Source organism: Auritidibacter sp. NML100628, from assembly GCF_003185985.1.
Lineage (GTDB): Bacteria > Actinomycetota > Actinomycetes > Actinomycetales > Micrococcaceae > Auritidibacter > Auritidibacter ignavus.
This window is the reverse complement of sequence record NZ_QHLP01000011.1, coordinates 1-18,084: the sequence shown is the minus strand read 5'-3', so window position 1 is coordinate 18,084 and position 18,084 is coordinate 1. Positions and strand designations below refer to the sequence as shown.

The following is an 18,084-nucleotide window of genomic DNA, read 5'->3' as shown; positions in this document are numbered from 1 at the left end:
CATGCGGTCAAATATGGCTGTCTCTGCTGACGACATCTTATTCGCCAAAAACTTCGAGGAGGGCAACCGTCAACCTCTCTGGTTGCCCTCCCGCGTCCAAGGACGACATGCAGTTATTTATCGCGCCACTGCCCACGAGTATCAATCACATGCTTGCCCGACACGCGGTCACGCAGATCGGCGAAGACAGCGTGGTCAACAAGCAACAGGACAATATCGGCTGCTTCAACAGCGGCATCCACGCTTGCGAAGTCGACGTTGGGCAAACCCTGCAATTTCGCGGGAAGCTCGTTCACGTGGGGTTCTACCGCGAGGATCTTGGAGCTGGAAAGCTCGCGTGCCATTTGCTCAGTGATTCGCATGGCCGGCGACTCTCGCAGGTCATCGATATTGGGCTTAAAGGCAAGACCCAGCGCCGCAATGACAGGAGCTCGGCCAGTTTCTTTCTCAACGTCATAGGCTTCTGCCTTGACCTGCTTGATGACCCAATCTGGCTTCGCGTCATTAATTTCGCGAGCGTTGCGGATCAACTTCGCCGAATCCGGTGCAGCGGCGACAATGAACCAGGGGTCCACAGCAATGCAGTGCCCACCAACGCCAGGGCCGGGCTGAAGGATGTTAACCCGCGGGTGGTGGTTGGCCAGTTCAATGACTTCCCAGACGTTGATCCCCAGCTCGTCACAAATCACAGACAGCTCATTCGCGAAGGCAATGTTGACGTCACGGAAGGAGTTTTCGACCAGTTTGGACATCTCGGCCGTGCGCAAATCGGTCAAAAGTAGTTCTGCCTTGCAGAAGCTACGGTAAAGGTCGCGTGCGCGCTCAGCAGCGTGCGGTGTCGAGCCACCAACGATCCGGTCATTGGTCACCAGCTCGACCATGACCTTACCGGGCAGCACTCGTTCTGGGCAGTGAGCGAATTCCAGTGTGCCCTTGTCTTGAAGATCTGGACGGGCTTGATGAATCACATCCGCCAAGTGTTCGGTGGCCCCGGGAGGTGAGGTTGATTCCAGAATCACCAGCTCATCGCCCTGTAGCTGAGGAGCTATATTGCGACCTGCTACTTCAATATAGGAAAGGTCCGGGGTTTTGTCATCGTGGAACGGGGTGGGTACGGCCACGATGTAGGCATCAGCTTGCGGAGTCTCTGCCGAAGCTGACAGCAGGCCCTGATCAACGGCTCGCTTGACGTAGTCCTCGAGGTCTGGCTCAACGAACGGTACAGTTCCCGAGTTAATCGCCTGAATCGTTCTTTCATTGACGTCAACGCCAAAGACTTTCACACCGTTCTCGGCCAGAATTGCAGCCGTTGGAAGGCCAATGTAGCCAAGCCCCACGACGGCCACGGTCGAAATATTCGACATAGAATTATCCCTCGATTTCTTTCGGCACTTGGTTCAGTACAGCACCGCGGTCCGTGCGGGGGCACTGTACACCCCGGGGAAGTATACCCCAGGATTTTCAATGAGGTGACAACGCAACACCTACGGTACGTACCCCGTGAGCTTCTGATACAGCTCAGTGTAGCGACTTTCGTTGGACTTCCAGGTTCTTTCCTGCAACGCCCACGACCGTCCGGCATGACCGATAGTTTGTCGTAGCGTGGGGTTATCCAAGAGATCCGTCAGGACGCGCGCCCACTCAATGTCATGCTCTGGCGGGACCAACATACCGGTCACCCCGTGATGGACCAGTTCCGACAGAGCCGGAAGATCCGAGGCGACAACGGGCTTGCCACTGGCGGAAGCCTCAACCGATTTCATCGGAGTGACGGTCCTGGTGACGGACGAATCAATACGGGGCACGACGAACACGTCTAAGGCCTGGTGATACAGTATCGACTCTTCTCGTTGCACCCGGCCGGGTGCAATCAGTCGATCACTTAGTCCCAGCTCTTCGGCCAGACGGAGCAAGCTGGGGCGGGCGGTACCATCTCCGACAAGGAGCATCCGTAGCCGAGGCCTGCTCGGGGCCAGGTGAGCAACGGCACGCACGACAGTATCGAGTCCTTCGTACGGAACCAATGAACTGACCGTCCCCACAAGTTCCAGGTCACGCGGCAGCCCCAAGGCCTCGCGCGCTTCCTGAGTGGACCGGGGTTCCTTGAGGAACTCGCCCCCGATTGCATTTGGTGTCAGGACGATGTCTGCACTATCGCGATCGAATTCTTCGAGTTTGGCTCGCATTTGCTTCCCGAGTGTCACCACGCCGTCAGCGGCCAGCACAGATTCCTGTTCCCGCTGTGTAAACAACCGGTAATACTCAGACCGGTAGGCTTCCGCACCACGTGTTGACGCCCACGTATCGGCAAGTAACCCTCGGACTTCATACACCCATGGAATATCCAAAGCTTCTGCAACGGCACGCACGGCGTTAGCGTTATTCCAATGTGAGGTGGTGTGCAACAAAGCCGGCTTAACCTTGAGGGCATGAGTGAGCAACATCTCAGCATACTGTTGCTCACGTTTTTCAGCATCAGTGTGCAGGCGCCTTGGAATCAGCCGGTGGTAGTCGATGCCATCAAGATGATTGACGGCCGGGGCTGTCAGCCCTCCGGTCACCACAGGCCATCCCATGCGAGTTGCGGCGCTCACGTTCCATCCCCGAGATTGCAAGGCTCGCAAGATGGAGTGTGATCGTTGTGCATATCCCGAACCGGTATATGGCAACGAATTAGTCAGCACGTGGAGAATGGCACCTTGTTCGGGGTGATAGTCCGGCACCCTTGCTAGTTGGGGACGCTCTCCTTGGAAGGTTCTCAACTGTGACCGGTACCCTTTGCGCTTCCAGCCTTCTTTCCCCGAGGTTTTCAGCCCTTCGACAGCAGCGGTCATGTTGCCTTTATTCCACTGGATCCGTGACCGTGCGAGGCGGTAGCCCTTGCCTCCGGGGCGCACTCTGGCCAACCCCCATTCGGCCGCCTCGGTGTCTCCACTGCTGGTGAGCAGGTTGACCAGCTCGAGAACTTCACGGGAGCCTGCACGTGCTTCCACGGCTCTACACAATTCTTCTCGTAAGCTTTCGGAGTTCCCACGTATGGCTGCCCCCAGAGCCCCGACAACATCAAGTGGTCCGCCGTGGATCTTGGACGCAACGCTGGCGACAGGCTCAGAAATCGACGTCGGCAACCGTCGCGCTACTTGCAAGGCAAATAACGCAGGGTCTTGTCCGATATGGTCTCTTGCGGTTTGGGCCGCAAGCTGGAAATTGCGAAGAAGCTGAGGGGTTCTGTTCCATGATGGTGACGCATTGGCCGTGTTCGTTGCTAAAGAGCCCTTTCGTGCCTGGAGCAGGTGACCTAGCAGCGCAGAGAGCCGGGAGGCCTCGACATCGAGAGAAATGTTGTCGGCAGCCCACCGGTGGGATGCAATATTCTGAGCAGTAGAATCTGGGTTCTTCGCAAGCTCCAGCCAATAGGAGGCCAATTGGTCGGCAGTAAGCTCGCCGAGTGGCTGATGTCCGGCAACGCGCAGTGTCTGCGCTGCCTCTCCTTGTACCAAACCGGTGATATGTTTTCCCGTTGCCAGTAATTCGTAGAGTTTGGAAGGAACAGTGTGTCTGAAGCTCTGCCAATCTGGTCGAAGACTCACAACACATGTATCGGCCCATTGATAATGTTCGGTAGCGCGGTGCGACGGCACGGCGTCGTAAAGCTCCGCCGGTGACCCTAACGACCGGTTGGTTTTAATCAGAAGGTGTTTTTGAGTGCCCTGACCAACAAATCGCAACTGGATCCGGGAATTCTGGCGTTGTGCTAACGCGACTGCCTGCAACACTAGGGCAAGATTCTGCGATTCTCCATGATTTCCCAAATACAGGACGTGTAGCTCCCCTGGTTCGCGTGACCTCGACGGTAGCAGAGCCTCAGCTGAAACACTCACGCCATTTCGAATAGTGGCAACGTTTGTCATTCCGCGCTCTCGCAATGTCTGAGCAAATCCTTGAGTAACGGTGATGAGCAGGTCTGCCGATCGCTGAAGCCAGGTCACGACCTGTGACGCAGATTCGGAAACCACTTTTCCGCCAACATTCGCTTCGGTGAGAAGATCGGGCCATGCATCGCGCATCTCGACGACGAACGGTTTTTTCAGCAGTTTGGAGATAACGCGACCAGATACTAAATTCGGCAAGGCAGGTACGGTGGCAATCACGATGTCGACGTCGGAAAATCTTCGGGCCAAAGGAATAAACTCCGCGGCGTGTATCGTGCTCTCCAGCAGACGAGCCCACCGAGAGTGCTTCGTGCGGTGGGTCACCCCAGTTCGAATAATGCGTTCTCCTGCTGGTCCCAGTTCTTCACTCGGGTGATCAGCAACTCCCTGAGTCAGAACAGCTACCTCGCACCCAAAACCTCGTAAGAACTTGATGAAGTTCTGCCACCGTCGCTGTGGTGGAGTTTGCTCAGGCCAATACGAATGCGTGACGAGGAGAATTTTCACCGGCTCGGGATTGCTAGCAGTCATCAAACACATTCCATAGAGCATCGAATAGTTGCGGCGTGCGCGGGAACCAGGCGTCGAGTCACACTATCCCTGTACCCCGGATTCCACAGCAGACGGTTCTGGCGGGTTCGCTGGGGAAGTCGATTCTGGTTGGTTGCTACCGTCGGGATTTTGTTCTGCGTCGTATTCTTCTAAGAACTCATCCATGGTGCCAGAGCGTAACGCCTCTCGCATGCGATCAGTGGCGGCCTCGTCTTGTCGCACAATCGCTGCCCCGCCTGAGGTGATATCGGCGCCAGCATTCGGAATTGTGAACATCTTAATATCGGAGGAGCGAATGTTAGACATCGACAGCCCGTAGTTCAGCATAGTTTCGGCATCAAGGCCGTCGTCTACCGACAGATACGGGCTCAGGGTCGTAATGACATCGCTGAGTGTTCCTGGATTTGTCAAAACATCGCGTGCCAAGAGTTGATCCACCAGACCTTCGAGGAACAGCTGTTGGTTTTTTACACGCTGGTAATCACCATCGTTGAACGCGTGGCGTTCCCGTACAAACCGCAACGCATCGGTGCCGGAAACTTTGATTTTGCCCTCGGGGAAGAACGAGGGGTTTCGGATACCCGATGAAAATGCCTGTTCGTTGTCGACTTCCACACCGCCAAGCGCTTCGGTGACATCACGGAATCCTTCAAAGTCGATAATGGCAATGTGATCGATGTCCGAGCCGACGAGTCCTTCCACAGTGTCAACGACCAGAGGGAACCCCCCTTCTTCATATGCACCGTTGATCTTGCCCATGCCATACCCTGGGATCTCGACCCATAAGTCGCGCATGATGGACATCACATACACTTCTTCGTGACCATCCGGTATGTGCACAAACATGATCGTGTCTGTGCGCGCGCCATCTTCGCCGGCTTCTTTATCTTCCGGTCGTTGGTCACTACCCAGCAAGAGCAAATTCAGTTCGCCATCATCCATTACCGGTCGAGTGGTATCAATACCACTATCGATGGTCTGAGTTCGCTCATTGACGTTCGAAATAAGTGTACGCGCGTACACCGAAGTACTGGCGACGACGGAAACCACAATCAAAACCACAGCGACGATGACGGAGAAGATAATGCCATGAGGGCGGGTGGCGACTCGACTAACGCGCCGGGGCGCATAGATCCGAGAGGACTCAGCCATACGGCGTCCTTCCTTTCATCTCTGCTGTGGTAGTGCAACAGGTAAGCGTTAACAACAAGCCAGCAACGAGCCCGTGAAGTCTACGTGGAGTCTTCGCGATACCGTACGCTGATAACGTCATAGTGGGTAACAATCTACTCCGAGTATCGTATATCAGAAATCCGAATCTACCCATTTCCAAGTTACCGTTGCGTTGTGCGTGGCTTTCGTTGACACCTCGGACAGTAATACGAGGACCGATTCATGAACTTATCACGGCGAATAAGAGTGTCGTACCCTTCGGCTAGGCAACGACGACAATACGTGCCCTCCTGATGGTAGGCGTTTAACGAGCGATCAAAATACCCAGATTCGCCGTTGACGTTGACATAAAGAGCGTCGAAACTCGTTCCGCCTTCTTTCAGGGCCTGTTCCATAACCTTCTGTACACACTGATAAAGCGTTCGCACTTGTTTGCGGCTCAACCGGTTACATGGCCGGTTATAGTGTATTTTTGCCCGCCACAGCGCTTCATCCGCATAGATATTTCCGATACCGGAAACCAGGTTCTGATCCAGAAGCGCCCGTTTAATTGCGGTCTGCTTCTTGCTCAGCACCTGATAGATGTGGTCTACGTCAAAATGGTTATCCAAAGGGTCTCGTCCGATATGAGTCACCGTCGTCGGGATCAGCTCATCGGGCTCATCCGCGGTGGGAGCAAGTCGATCAAGATAGAGACCTCCGAAGATCCGTTGATCCACGAACCGTAACTCAGTCGGTGCCTGTCCGTGACCGGATGCACTGTCCAAGCGCAATCTGATGCGCAGATGGTGAGGAGCCGGTGCGCTGTGATGACTCAACAAGATCTGCCCGCTCATCCCCAGATGGACGACTAGCGCTGTCGGAGATTTCTGCTCGGTTGGGGAATGGTGTAACGGAATCCACAGATACTTGCCTCGCCGTTGAGGTTGCTCGAGCTCCGCCTGACGCAACGAGGTCACGAAGTCAATCGGACCTTGCCGGTGCCGTCGAACTGACCTTGGATCAAGCACCTCAACGTCAAGGACCTGTTGGTTCGTGATCCAGCGCGATAGCCCCCGCCGCACCACTTCAACTTCCGGAAGTTCAGGCATTCTGGGCAATGTCTTTCTGCAGGGCGTCGTATCCGTCCCACGCAGCCAGCCGTTCGGCCTCCTTTTTGCTACCGGCTTGGCCTACACCGTATTTTTTCTCGGCAACATAGAGTTCTGCGGTGAACTCTCGTGCGTGGTCGGGACCTCGCGAGCTGAGTCGATACTCGACGGGCGCCAAACTTGCCGAGTCGGCCTCCATCTGGACCAGAGTCTTCCAGTCGCGACCGATGCCCATCACGTAGTCGTCATCAAGAAGAGGAATGACATAACGGTGAACCAAACCTCGGGCAGCCTGGTGTCCTTCTTCCAGGTAAGTTGCTCCAATCAAGGCTTCCATGGTGTCCGCAAGGATGGAGTCCTTATCTGCGCCCCCGGTGCGAGTTTCACCTTCACCGAGCAAAATGTGTTGCCCAACCCCAATGCTTCGCCCAACTCGTGCTAAGGCCACCGTGGAGACAATCGATGATCTCTTTTTGGCAAGTTGTGACTCATCCTCATCAGGGAATGCACGGTAAAGATGATCGGTCACAATAATCTGCAGGACTGCGTCGCCGAGAAATTCTAGACGTTCGTTCGTCGGCAACCCACCCTTCTCAAAGGCATAAGAACGGTGGGTTAATGCAAGACGAAGCATCTCGGAGCCTAGGTGGACTCCGAGATGCTTCGTAAGATCTTCAGTCATCAAAGACTAAATATCGGCGACTTTGCGGCCCTTGTACTCGTAGAAGAGCGGGGTACCAGCAGAGTCGGTCACAACGTTAGCCTGGTGTGGCATACGGTAGGTTACTTTGCCGTTTTCAACGGTCTTAACAAGCTCAGGCGCCTGGGCCTTCCACTGCGAACGACGCATGCGGGTGTTGGCGCGAGACTTTTTTCCCTTAGGAACAGCCATGGTTATCTCTCTTCTGGTTCTTGGGTCTGGGTCTGGTTATCTATTGTAGCGTCAGCATCAGTTTGTTCCGCTGATGATAACGCCGCGAGTGCAGCCCACCGTGGGTCAAGCTGCTCATGGTGGTGATCCTCATCGACTTCGTCAAGACGTACGCCACATTGATCGCACAGGCCCTGACAGTCAGGTTTGCATACCGGTTTGAAAGGAAAAGCAGACAACACTGCGTCAATGACTGGTAGCTCAATATCAATCGCATCATTGACGATCAGACGTTGCTCTTCCGGATCAAGTTCCGGATCTGGCACGTACTGGTACAGCTCGCTAATGCTCACGTTCAGGTCCTGCGACAAAGGGTCCAGGCAACGTGAGCACTCACCACGAAGTTCCGCGTTGACGTCCCCGGAAACCAAAATTCCTTCGTGCAAGGAATCCATCCTGAGATCCAACTCGATCACAGAGCCCGGCTCTACTCGGGCTATAGGCGTTTCCATTCCCTCGGGTGCCACGACCTGTCGTTGAACCGGTTCAGAAGATCCAGCAACACCGTTGAGGTTCTTAACGTTCAAAACCCACGCAGAGTCAGAGGGCACGAAAGCACCAGCCACAGAATTCTTTTCTGGGTTCGCCATGCTTATCGGACCTCCTATCACCGTCTCATGGGTAAATCAGGACCCTCGTTACTGAGGACATCTCTTATTGGTAGCCATCTCAGAGCGATTCTTCCCCTGAAGAACAACCACCGAGCCAAACCTACAGAATACACCGTGAAATCTCGATACCAAAATTAGGCCATAAGCTTTAGAGCGGAGGAAAGCATCTGGTACGGCTTGGGTTCACGCAATAGACGGTGTCCTATGGCTTTTGCCGCTATTATGCCTTTCTTCTCTATTTTCCGTATGGCTTCCCGTCACATTGAAGGTACAATCGCTCATGCTCACCGAGTGAAACACACACCTTGAAGAAATACCGAATGAAACGGACCGCAAAATGAACTCCACGACCCAGCGCAACGCAATCTTATCTCGGGGGATGCCAGAACGCCGGTACCTCCCGGAACTACACGGCATCAGAGGTCTCGCTCTCGCTGGTGTGGTCCTCTTTCATCTCTTTGGGGCCGGCAGGATTTCCGGGGGCATTGATATCTTCCTTGCTGTTTCGGGGTTCCTCTCCACCGGAATGCTTTTGCGAGAAGCCACCGCCAAGGTGGGCGCATCAATCTCTGGAACTACTTCGGACGCTTATTCCGACGCATTTTCGTCCCTGCCGCATTGGTCGCCTTGATCACCCTTGGTGTGGGATTGTTGGTGATGCCGGCAACCGGTCATCGCCAATTGTGGGCTGAAGCTCGAGCCTCGCTACTTTATTTCGAAAATTTCGAGCTGATCAACTCCCAGCTGGCGTACGGAGCCGCCGGGCCCGAGACCTCCCCGTTTCAGCATTTCTGGTCGTTAGCCGTCCAAGGTCAGTTCTATCTCATCTGGCCTCTCATCACGGTCATCGCAGTCTTGGTAGCGCGAGCAATCAGGAGCTCGGCCCCACTCGTTCTCGCCATTATCTCGACGCTTATCTTCCTCGCATCGTTTACCTACGCCATCTACGTTGGGAGTTACAACCAAGCCGAGGCCTACCTGATGACTGAGACCAGAGCCTGGCAACTAGCCTTCGGGGCTCTCCTGGCCTTGTTCATCAGCACGTTGCGTTTGCCCCGCATGCTTCGGCCCGTTGGGAGTTGGGTGGGTGTCGCCCTGATCGTCTCCTGTGGGTTCGTCCTTGACGGTGCGCAACTGTTTCCTGGTCCGTGGGCTCTTTGGCCACTACTCGGGCTCGTTCTCGTTCTGATCTCCGCCGGACCTGACGGAGGCAACCACGACCCTTCGTACACGGCAACTCGACTATTGTCGTCCCGTCCCTTTGGCTGGGTCGCCGACCACGCCTATGCCCTCTACCTCTGGCACTGGCCACTACTGTTCTACTACCTGCAGATACGAGATCGCGAAGCTGTTGGGATACGAGGTGCCACCCTCATTCTCCTCGCGTCCTTATTCCTGGCAATGCTCACGCACCGGTTCGTGGAACGGCCCCTACAGCATCACGGCGGAAAACCACAGTCCCACGGCCTGTTGCGTAATAAGCCCACAGTGCTTACCGGTGCTGCCAGTCTCGTCACGCTGGCCGTATTGACCACCCAACTTGCACCATCCCGCGCCGACCTAGACCAAGCCTTCGGTGACCTCGACCCAGCTGTCTACCCCGGTGCCGCGGTCGTGTTTCAAGATGAGGAACCTCCCGAAGCAGACGTGTTTCCACAGCCCGAAGAGGCCGCGGACTACCGAGCCGCGTACCACTTCAGAAATTGCACGCAAAAAATGGGAGATAACCCAGGAACAGACGAGGTCCTTGTCTGCGACGACGAGGAAGCACCTGAGTCGCCGACTGCGACCGTGGTGCTGGCCGGAGGATCACACGCCGGGCACCTGGAAGACGCCTTTAAAGCCTTGGCCCGCAAATATGACTGGGAAGTTCTCATCGTCCTAAAACCAGCCTGCGTATTCAGCGGGTCTGCGAATCAACCGGGAGATATGTGCACCGCATGGAACAACAACTTCATCGGCTGGCTCACCAACAACGACGTTGACCTTGTCGTCGCCCCCGGAACCCGCCACGAGGCCGAGGAAGATCGGGAAAACATCCCTGACCGAGCTGAGGAGTGGTGGGAGCGAATGAGCGCAACGGATACGGAGCTTCTTTTGATTCGGGGGACACCACGTTCTGAACACGATATTCCATCTTGTTTGGCCGAAGGCGGAAGCTCTCATGAGTGTGGGCCCTCAGCCCTAGCACTGCGCCAACCGAACCCCCTGAACAGCATCGAACTACCTGACGGCGTTCAGCACATCGACCTCACAGATGCGGTGTGCCCCGCCATTCACGATGAATCGGCATCACGGTGCGACGCTGTTGTCGGGAATATTCTTGTGACTTTCGATGGCAGCCACCTCACTCGCCCTTTCTCCCAATCACTCGCACCCGTCATCGAAGAACGAATGCAAGACACCTTCCCTCACTTGCTCCGATAAAACGCTGAGCAGCGACGCTGATGAGGTTAGAATACTGGGTGGCTTTAAACCACCTTGCAGTACCAGTTCCGGAGCCGTATCGGCGATCTATACGAGGGCCTGCGGATCTACAAAACCCCAGCACGGCCATGTCCGATATCAATCAGCATCTCAATGGAGGGATGAGTTGAGCGAGAGCTACCAGAGTGTCAAAAACTTTATCCGAGCTCAGATTCTCGAACCGGGACTTTCTGTGAACACGCTGGAGAAAATCAATCCGGCACCGGACCAGATTGAAAATGAATTCATCTCATTGGGCTGGCGCTTCGAAGACATTCCCGGGGAAACCTCAAAGTTTCCCAAACGCCGCATTATGTCACCCAACGACCGCCTCAGGCTTCTGATGCGCAAATCGCTGGTGTACCGGCACCCCGAGAGTGTTAACGCCATCTGTCGCAGTAAAGATCTCACCCGACAGTATCTGGAGAATAACGGCGTTCAGGTCCCTCGCGGTCAAGCCTTCGATCATGACGAAATGCCTCGGGCCTGTGAGTTAATCCAGAGCGCATCTGGTCCCTTTGTGGTCAAACCCTCGGATGCCGCCGGCTCACATGGTGTGACCCTTGGAGTTGAGACACTGGAGCAACTCGAAAAAGCCTGGAATGAGGCTCTAACCCACGCACGTGAAGGCTCAAAGATCCTCGTCGAAGAATTCGTTGCAGGTATGGATGTGCGCGCCTACGTGACCGGAGATACTGTGGTGGCCGCCGCAGCACGGCTTCAGCCGTTCGTGGTCGGCGACGGGAAGTCCAACCTCGTCGAGCTCATAAAGGCGTCTCGACAGCGCTTGAAGAACCACGCCTATTGGAAGAGAAACCCTGCCACGGCACGGTGGAAATTCCTCGAGGCTCGTGGCTATCGCAAGACTTCCGTCCCGGCCCGAGACGAGATTGTCATCATCAATCCGTATATCGTGCTACGGTACGGGTCGAGCATTGTTGACATTACCGACATCATCCATCCAGGGATCAAGGAGATCGCTGTCAAAGCAGCACACAGCATTCCGGAGTTAGAGGTCGCCGGCATTGATCTCCTCGTGACAGACATCAACGACCCCACCACTGCCCGGGTACTCGAGGTCAACACCGCCCCGGGGCCCAGCATGCACAAGTTTGCGACTTACGGGAAGACTCGCGATGTCGAACTAGATGTCGTGGCCTACTTTCATTCCCAATTTCTGGACACCTTGGATCCCAAGGAACGGCGTCAGTTCGAGTCAAAATTGGCACGCAAGAAGCGCTATGCCTCGTTGAAGAAAAAGATCAGGGGCGGGGTCTCGCGTCTGCGTCGCGGACGTGACTCGCATTCGAAGCGCGGTCGCTAGGCAGTGGACTTATCAACTGCTTCGGTCGCGTCTTAGCGACCGAATTGTTCGGAGAGCCCCTGGGCGACAGCCTGGGGAACAAATTCGGAGATGTCTCCACCCAAACTGGCGATTTCCTTCACCAGCGTGGACGAGACATGCTGGTACCGGGCATCGGCAGGCAGGAACACAGTTTCCACCCCGGAAAGGTGACGGTTGAAGGTCGCCATCGGAGTTTCGTACTCCACATCCGTAGGGTTACGAATGCCCTTGACCAACGCATTCGCCCCTTGCTGGCGGCAGAACTCGGCGATCAGTCCGGTCTCCATCGGCACCACCGAGACACCGCTGAGTGATGAGACGGTTTGCTCAATCATGTCCAGACGTTGCTCGAGACTGAACAGGTACTTCTTCTGCGGGTTGGTGGATACCGCAATGACAACCTCGTCGAAGATGAAGGTTGCGCGCGCAATGATCTCGATATGGCCTTTATGGACTGGGTCAAAGGAGCCGGGGCATACTGCACGTTGCATATCTCGAACTTACTATGGATCTATGGACAACGCACAAGACCCAGCAGTCATCCCGCAATCCAGCGTCACCGAATTTCCTCCCGGCCCCTGGCAAGCCGTAGCTACCGGTGCCGGCTTACTCACCGACGGTGTACCGGCTCCCACGATCTTTGAGGAGATGACCACGGCCGCACGTGAGTATGAGGCGGTCAATCTGGGGCAAGGGTTCCCTGATCAAGACGGACCAGAATTTATCCGCGCCCGTGCCGGGGAGATCATCGCCGCAGGTAGCGCCACCTACCCCGGGGCTAACCAGTACGCTGCCGGTACCGGGTTCGAGTCATTACGGCAAGCGCTAGCTAACTATTACCGTCGCAGCACCGAGGTGGAGTGGGATCCTGCCTCAAATATTCTGGTGACCACCGGAGCGACGGAAGCTCTGGCCGCTAGCATTCTGGCCTTCGTGAACCCCGGAGACGAAGTCATCACCTTTGAGCCCTCCTATGACTCCTACGGCGCCATCATCGGTCTGGCGGGAGCCCGCGATGTTCCGGTTCCCCTGCACGCCCCCGATTTTCAGCCCAGCCCAGAGGCATTAAAACAGGCCATCACCGATGCGACACGGATGGTCATCCTCAATACGCCGCATAACCCGTCAGGTCGCTCAGTCGATGCCGACACGCTGGCGCAGATCGTGGCGATCTGTGCCCGGCACAATGTGTGGTTGCTCTCCGATGAGGTCTACGAAACGCTGATGTACACCGGTGAACACCGCTCGGCTGCTATCTACGCCCACGGTGCCCAGGGATACTCCAAAATCATCACCGTGTCGTCTGCAGGAAAAATGCTCTCGCTGACCGGCTGGAAGGTCGGGTGGCTGTTGGCCGATGCACCGGTGGTCTCCGCTATTCGTGCAGTCAAACAGTTTTTGACCTACTCCTCCGGTCCGGCATACCAAATGGCCGTTGCGGAGGCCCTGGATGCTCCGGACCGACTGGATCCCTTCCTCGCATCCCAACGCGCCGAATTTGGTGCCCAACGCGACCGATTGGTGACCGCGCTCCGCTCAGCTGGACTCGATCCGGTCGTACCGGATGCCGGCTATTTTGTGGTGGTCGATCTGGCTCCGCTGGGCGTCACCGATGCAGCCACCGCGGCCCGCGAGCTGGTCAAGGACCCGGGTATTGCTGGCATCCCGGTGTCGTCATTCTGTTCCACCGACAACGCGCTCAAGCGGTTCGGATCCTGGATGCGGCTGGCCTTCTGCAAGTCTCCAACGGTGATGGACCAGGCGCTACAGCGGCTCGAACGCCTGCCTGATGGCCGGTGACGTGGCGATAGTCTGATGGTCGATCGCTAGTCCCGGGGTACTTTTCGCACGTAAAACACCGCCGATTCTCCGTAGGTTCTGGTGTCGATGATCTCGGTGCCGGCCGGAAAGCGCGGGGTCTGCGAGCGCGCCGACCGTTCCAAGACCAGCAGTCCGTCGACCACCAGGGCCGGAAAAATCAGAGCCAGCACCTGATCGAGCTTCTCGCCTTCCATCGGGTACGGCGGGTCGGCTAGCGCCAGGTCAAAATCCCCGTGCGCATTCTTCTCCCCCGCCAGCCGGGTGGCTAGCGAGGGCAAGACTTTTTCCACGGTGGCCTGACGCACCGTGATGACCTTCCGGGACCCACCCAAGGCCCGGTTAACGGCTTGGGCATTGTCTCGTGCCACGGCGACAGCCTGGCGGTGGTTGTCAACCGAGATGACCTGTTGGGCTCCCCGGGAGGCAGCTTCCGCACCCAAGGCGCCTGAGCCAGCAAATAGGTCCAAGACCCGGGTGTTGTCCAACCAACCTTTGGTCTCCAACCAGGAGAACATCGCTTCTTTGGTCCGGGCGGCGCTGGGGCGGGTGTGGTCACCGGCCAGGGTTTTCAGACGCAACCCGCCGGCGGCCCCGGCAATAATTCGGTTCACAGGTGGCTCCTCCCCGGTGACGGTGGCTAGTTCTTGACCAGGTACGCCGATCCCTCGGCGTGCTCATCATCCCAGACGTCTACCGCGTGTGCCAAGGCCGGGTGGTGTTGCAGAGTGGGGTCACGCTCCAGGGTGGGGGCAATCCAGTTGTTAGCGGCCACGATCAAGTCCTCGTCACGGATCACCCGCAACACGCGCAGGCGAGAGGAGTAGCCGTGTTGGGTGGCTCCGAGCACATCGCCTTCGCCACGTTGTTCGACATCGGCCCGAGCGATCTCGAAACCGTCTTGGGTTGCGGCCAGCACCGCGAGCCGGTCCAGGGAGGGATGGTGATCCGGCAATCGGGTTGCCAAAAAACACCGGGCGGCAGCGCGACCGCGTCCCACCCGTCCGCGGAGTTGGTGCAGGGTGGAGAGTCCGAAGGACTCGGCATCAAGGATGGCCATGACCGTGGCGTTGGGAATGTCAACCCCGACTTCAATCACGGTAGTCGAGACCAGCACGTCAATCTCCCCGGCGACCAGCTGTTGCATCACCGCTCGCTGGGTGTCGGCGTCCTGTCGGCCGTGCACCATACCGAAGCGCACCTGCTGGCGGTCAAAGACCGAGACCTGCGGAAGCTTGTGCGCCATCTCGGTCACACTGGCCGCATATGCGGGGTCGGCCAGTTCCGTACTGGCTGGTTGCTCGGCGGGGTCCGGCGGATCGATTTTGGGGCAGACGATAAAGGCTTGATGTCCGGCAGCGACCTCTTCGGCGATAATTTCCCAGACTCTGCCAATAATCTGAGGGCCGTGGGCCATCCGTGCCACATGAGTTTCAACCGGTTGCCGGCCCGAGGGTAATCCGTGGAGCAACGTGATGTTCAGATCGCCGAAGACGGTCATCGCCACCGAGCGTGGGATGGGCGTGGCGGTCATGACCAGCATGTGGGCCCCGGGGTGGTCTTCACGCAGTGTCTCGCGCTGGTCTACTCCGAAGCGGTGTTGCTCATCGATGACAATCAGTCCCAGCTCAGCAAAGGAGACCTGGTCAGAAAACAGTGCGTGGGTGCCAATCACGATGCCGGCTTGGCCGGAGGCGATCTTGAGCAACGCCTGTTTTCTCTGCGCCGTCGTCATCGACCCGGTCAACAGGACAACTTCGGTAGCTGGGCCGGTGTAGGAGCTCAATTGCCCGGCGGTGGCCAGCGGGCCCAGCGTCGTCGTGATGGATTGATAGTGCTGGGTGGCCAACACCTCGGTTGGGGCCACCAGCACAGCTTGGGCTCCGGAGTCCACCACCTGGGCCATAGCCCGCAGAGCCACCAGGGTTTTACCCGAGCCGACTTCGCCTTGGAGCAGACGCGACATGGCGGTGGTGGAGTTCAGCTCGGCGGCTAGCTGGTCGCCGGCTTCGCGCTGTCCGGCAGTGAGGCTAAACGGCAGGTGCTCATCCAATGCGGTCCGGATTCCGTGCTCACGCACCGGGTAGGCGGTTGCCGTCCGGTCGGTGCCCAGCGCGGTCCGACGTTGGGCCAGCAGGGTTTGGAGGATGACCGCTTCTTGGAGCGCAAACCGGCGACGGGCGCGGTGAGCCTCGTCGATGGTCTCGGGCCGATGAATCATGGTGTAGGCCTCCCCCAGGTGGGGCAGGTTGCCTTGGGTCACCAGCAACTCGGCGGGAACGGGATCTTCGATGACATCCCAATTGATGGCGTCCAACACCATCTCGATGCAGGTGCGAATCGTCCAGGTCGGTAGCTTGGCCGTGGCGGGATAGACCGGCACCGGGGCTAAATCGGCGGCGGTGGGGGTCGCGTTGGCGGTGTCCGCATCCTCGTAGTCGGTCGACAGGATTGAGAATTCCGGGTTATTCAGGGTCAGCTGGTGGCGGTATAGGCTGGTTTTGCCGTGGAAGATAGCGTGCGCTCCAGCGCTGAGGCGTTTCAGAGCGTCCCAGCCATTGAAAAATGCCATCGACATCATCGAATCATCGGCTTGGTCGGTGACCACCACCTCGACAATGAAGCCTTTGCGCGAGCGCATGTGGCGTTTGGTCACCGACAGGACTTTGGCCACGACGGTGACGTGTTCCCCGACCGGCAACGAGGAAATGGGGGTCAGTTCACCACGTTCGATCCAGCGGCGCGGAAAGTAATCCAGCAGGGCCCCGGTGGTGGTAATGTTCAGTTCGGTCGCGATCCGGCCGGCGGTCTGGGGGCCCAGCAGTCGATCCAGTCCCAGGTGGAGCGGGTGGTTAATGCTGGTGGTCGTCATGGGTGTGACAGTGTTCGTCGTCGATCTCGTGCAGTGCGGTGATGGTGAGGTTTTCGGGCTCTCCCACTCTCCGGATGAGGTCCAGGGCCTGTTCCGATTCTGGGACGTGGACGTGTAGCCGCCAGCGCACGGTGCCGGCTTGGTCTTCGGACATGGTCATCGGCGACATGATCACCGAGTCGCCGATCTCATCCAGACCAAAGCGCAAGGTCGCTGCATCCAGGGGGGTTAGCTCCAGCGAGCACATCACTTCGAAGCCTTCCTCGACGTCCATGTCTTGGTGCACGTGTGGGTATTGCGGGTGGAAACCATTGAGCGAGTCTAAGATATCGGGGTCGAGGCGCTGGCCTCGCACGGAGGCGCGTAACGCGTCCAGGACCAGTAGCAGTCCCATTCCTCCGGCATCTACCACGTGAGCTTTGGTGAGTTCATGGAGCTGGTGCTCGGTCTCCACGGCCGATCGCCAGGCTGCCTCAACCACGCTGTTGACCACGACTTCCAGGGTTTTGCGAGAATGCCGGCGGTCCTCTTCGGCATAGTTCAGTTCCTGCAGACCGGTCTGTGCGGCCTGGGTGGCGGCCTCGAGGACCGAGAGCATGGTGCCTTCTTGAGGGTCCGATAACGCGGCCCACGCAGCGGTGCGGGCTCGTTGGAGGCCGGCAAGGAATAACGGTGCGCTCAGTCGGCTGGCACCGTCCAGAGGTGGGGCCATCGCATTGATAATCACCGCAATCAGCGTGCCAGAATTGCCGTGGGCATGATCCAAGGCGGCCCGTCCGGCCACGCCCAGACAGTCACCGACGGTCATGGTGGCTTGCTGGTCGTCGCTGAGGCTTTCCACATGGGCCATCAACGCTACCCGGGAGGCGGAGATGGTGGCATACATATTGGAGCCGGTATCCCCATCGGCGACGGGAAAAATATTAATGGCGTTCAGCCGATCACTGGCGTTACCCAGGGCTGATTCAGAGAGTTTGAGCCAGCGCAATACGTCACGGATGGCATGAGACGTCGTCTGCACCTGCGTGGTGAAACTCTCTGTGCTCATACCCTGATTCCGTTCGTGGTGACAACATCGCTGCTCAGCGCTGGTCATCGGCCCGGTCTTTCTCCGGCGATTCCATGCGTCTTTACCCTATCGATTCATGGGCCTAATTGCTATGCGACGACGTACCTTATTGATATTGAGCGCGTAGCTCAGGTCGTGCCTCACGTATCGTGAGCGCGAAGCCATAGTGTGAACGCATGGATAAGGACATTGTCTCGATGAGTGCTCGGATTGAAGTCACCAAG

The 18,084-nt window shown here is 57.3% G+C and carries 15 protein-coding genes; 4 read left to right on the top strand and 11 right to left on the bottom strand.

All coding sequences use genetic code 11. The features are described 5' to 3' along the window. Positions 1-113: 113 nt before the first annotated feature. From wecC to DCC24_RS08295, 7 genes are all read right to left on the bottom strand, one after another. Entirely contained in the window at positions 114-1,364 is a 1,251-nt protein-coding gene (wecC, locus tag DCC24_RS08325) for a UDP-N-acetyl-D-mannosamine dehydrogenase (RefSeq protein WP_110099468.1), read from the bottom strand. A 120-nt stretch (positions 1,365-1,484) separates the two neighbouring features. Further along, the gene (locus tag DCC24_RS08320) at positions 1,485-4,463 is read right to left on the bottom strand and encodes a glycosyltransferase (protein WP_158524640.1); all 2,979 of its coding nucleotides are present in this window, start codon (positions 4,461-4,463) and stop codon (positions 1,485-1,487) included. 63 nt (positions 4,464-4,526) lie between these two features. Beyond that, complete coding sequence (locus DCC24_RS08315; RefSeq protein WP_110099466.1) at positions 4,527-5,636, bottom strand: LCP family protein; 1,110 nt, start codon at positions 5,634-5,636, stop codon at positions 4,527-4,529. 182 nt (positions 5,637-5,818) lie between these two features. Continuing rightward, positions 5,819-6,748: a bifunctional DNA-formamidopyrimidine glycosylase/DNA-(apurinic or apyrimidinic site) lyase gene (gene mutM, locus DCC24_RS08310; protein ID WP_110099465.1), complete on the bottom strand. Its 930-nt coding sequence runs from the start codon at positions 6,746-6,748 to the stop codon at positions 5,819-5,821. Further along, positions 6,741-7,430 carry a ribonuclease III gene (rnc, locus tag DCC24_RS08305; RefSeq protein ID WP_110099464.1) on the bottom strand — a complete coding sequence of 230 codons (690 nt, stop codon included), beginning with the start codon at positions 7,428-7,430 and terminating at the stop codon, positions 6,741-6,743. Before rnc ends, mutM begins: the two co-directional genes overlap by 8 nt. A 6-nt stretch (positions 7,431-7,436) precedes the next feature. After that, positions 7,437-7,640, bottom strand: coding sequence for a 50S ribosomal protein L32 (rpmF, locus tag DCC24_RS08300; RefSeq protein ID WP_110099463.1), 204 nt, complete (start codon positions 7,638-7,640; stop codon positions 7,437-7,439). Positions 7,641-7,642: 2 nt separating this feature from the next. Then, positions 7,643-8,269: a DUF177 domain-containing protein gene (locus DCC24_RS08295; protein WP_110099462.1), complete on the bottom strand. Its 627-nt coding sequence runs from the start codon at positions 8,267-8,269 to the stop codon at positions 7,643-7,645. A 358-nt stretch (positions 8,270-8,627) separates the two neighbouring features. On the opposite strand from DCC24_RS08295, the gene DCC24_RS08290 reads away from it, so the two are divergent. The 3 genes from DCC24_RS08290 to DCC24_RS08280 all read left to right on the top strand — a co-directional run bounded on the left by DCC24_RS08290 (position 8,628) and on the right by DCC24_RS08280 (position 12,080). Then, a complete protein-coding gene (locus DCC24_RS08290; protein ID WP_110099461.1) occupies positions 8,628-8,921 on the top strand; it encodes a hypothetical protein in 294 nt (97 codons plus the stop codon). Continuing rightward, the gene (locus tag DCC24_RS08285; RefSeq protein ID WP_110099460.1) at positions 8,852-10,717 is read left to right on the top strand and encodes an acyltransferase family protein; all 1,866 of its coding nucleotides are present in this window, start codon (positions 8,852-8,854) and stop codon (positions 10,715-10,717) included. The genes DCC24_RS08290 and DCC24_RS08285 overlap by 70 nt, the downstream gene beginning before the upstream one ends. A 166-nt stretch (positions 10,718-10,883) precedes the next feature. Further along, the gene (locus DCC24_RS08280) at positions 10,884-12,080 is read left to right on the top strand and encodes a hypothetical protein (RefSeq protein WP_158524639.1); all 1,197 of its coding nucleotides are present in this window, start codon (positions 10,884-10,886) and stop codon (positions 12,078-12,080) included. A gap of 32 nt (positions 12,081-12,112) precedes the next feature. Here the strand turns inward: DCC24_RS08280 and coaD are convergent, their stop codons facing one another. Next, a complete protein-coding gene (gene coaD, locus DCC24_RS08275) occupies positions 12,113-12,592 on the bottom strand; it encodes a pantetheine-phosphate adenylyltransferase (protein ID WP_110099458.1) in 480 nt (159 codons plus the stop codon). 22 nt (positions 12,593-12,614) lie between these two features. Here coaD and DCC24_RS08270 point away from each other — a divergent pair, with 22 nt between their 5' ends. Further along, positions 12,615-13,901: an aminotransferase class I/II-fold pyridoxal phosphate-dependent enzyme gene (locus DCC24_RS08270; protein ID WP_110099457.1), complete on the top strand. Its 1,287-nt coding sequence runs from the start codon at positions 12,615-12,617 to the stop codon at positions 13,899-13,901. 26 nt (positions 13,902-13,927) lie between these two features. Here DCC24_RS08270 and DCC24_RS08265 read toward each other — a convergent pair whose 3' ends face one another. Genes DCC24_RS08265 through DCC24_RS08255 form a run of 3 tightly spaced genes read right to left on the bottom strand, consistent with a single transcriptional unit; the run spans position 13,928 to position 17,839 of the window. Further along, the gene (locus DCC24_RS08265) at positions 13,928-14,533 is read right to left on the bottom strand and encodes an RsmD family RNA methyltransferase (RefSeq protein WP_110099456.1); all 606 of its coding nucleotides are present in this window, start codon (positions 14,531-14,533) and stop codon (positions 13,928-13,930) included. A gap of 26 nt (positions 14,534-14,559) precedes the next feature. Next, on the bottom strand, positions 14,560-16,791 hold the full coding sequence (locus DCC24_RS08260) for an ATP-dependent DNA helicase RecG (RefSeq protein ID WP_233492036.1): 2,232 nt from the start codon (positions 16,789-16,791) through the stop codon (positions 14,560-14,562). Beyond that, positions 16,772-17,839 (bottom strand): DAK2 domain-containing protein, encoded by a 1,068-nt coding sequence (locus tag DCC24_RS08255; RefSeq protein ID WP_110099455.1) that lies wholly within the window; start codon positions 17,837-17,839, stop codon positions 16,772-16,774. The genes DCC24_RS08260 and DCC24_RS08255 overlap by 20 nt, the downstream gene beginning before the upstream one ends. Positions 17,840-18,084 lie beyond the last annotated feature (245 nt).

What these genes read in the sequence shown, in the direction of transcription:
- DCC24_RS08320 (WP_158524640.1), bottom strand. Translation starts at nt 4,463, where the DNA reads ATGACTGCTAGCAATCCCGAGCCGGTGAAAATTCTCCTCGTCACGCAT.
- wecC (WP_110099468.1), bottom strand. Translation starts at nt 1,364, where the DNA reads ATGTCGAATATTTCGACCGTGGCCGTCGTGGGGCTTGGCTACATTGGC.
- DCC24_RS08290 (WP_110099461.1), top strand. Translation starts at nt 8,628, where the DNA reads ATGAACTCCACGACCCAGCGCAACGCAATCTTATCTCGGGGGATGCCA.
- DCC24_RS08260 (WP_233492036.1), bottom strand. Translation starts at nt 16,791, where the DNA reads ATGACGACCACCAGCATTAACCACCCGCTCCACCTGGGACTGGATCGA.
- coaD (WP_110099458.1), bottom strand. Translation starts at nt 12,592, where the DNA reads ATGCAACGTGCAGTATGCCCCGGCTCCTTTGACCCAGTCCATAAAGGC.
- DCC24_RS08270 (WP_110099457.1), top strand. Translation starts at nt 12,615, where the DNA reads ATGGACAACGCACAAGACCCAGCAGTCATCCCGCAATCCAGCGTCACC.
- DCC24_RS08255 (WP_110099455.1), bottom strand. Translation starts at nt 17,839, where the DNA reads ATGAGCACAGAGAGTTTCACCACGCAGGTGCAGACGACGTCTCATGCC.
- rpmF (WP_110099463.1), bottom strand. Translation starts at nt 7,640, where the DNA reads ATGGCTGTTCCTAAGGGAAAAAAGTCTCGCGCCAACACCCGCATGCGT.
- mutM (WP_110099465.1), bottom strand. Translation starts at nt 6,748, where the DNA reads ATGCCTGAACTTCCGGAAGTTGAAGTGGTGCGGCGGGGGCTATCGCGC.
- DCC24_RS08295 (WP_110099462.1), bottom strand. Translation starts at nt 8,269, where the DNA reads ATGGCGAACCCAGAAAAGAATTCTGTGGCTGGTGCTTTCGTGCCCTCT.
- rnc (WP_110099464.1), bottom strand. Translation starts at nt 7,430, where the DNA reads ATGACTGAAGATCTTACGAAGCATCTCGGAGTCCACCTAGGCTCCGAG.
- DCC24_RS08315 (WP_110099466.1), bottom strand. Translation starts at nt 5,636, where the DNA reads ATGGCTGAGTCCTCTCGGATCTATGCGCCCCGGCGCGTTAGTCGAGTC.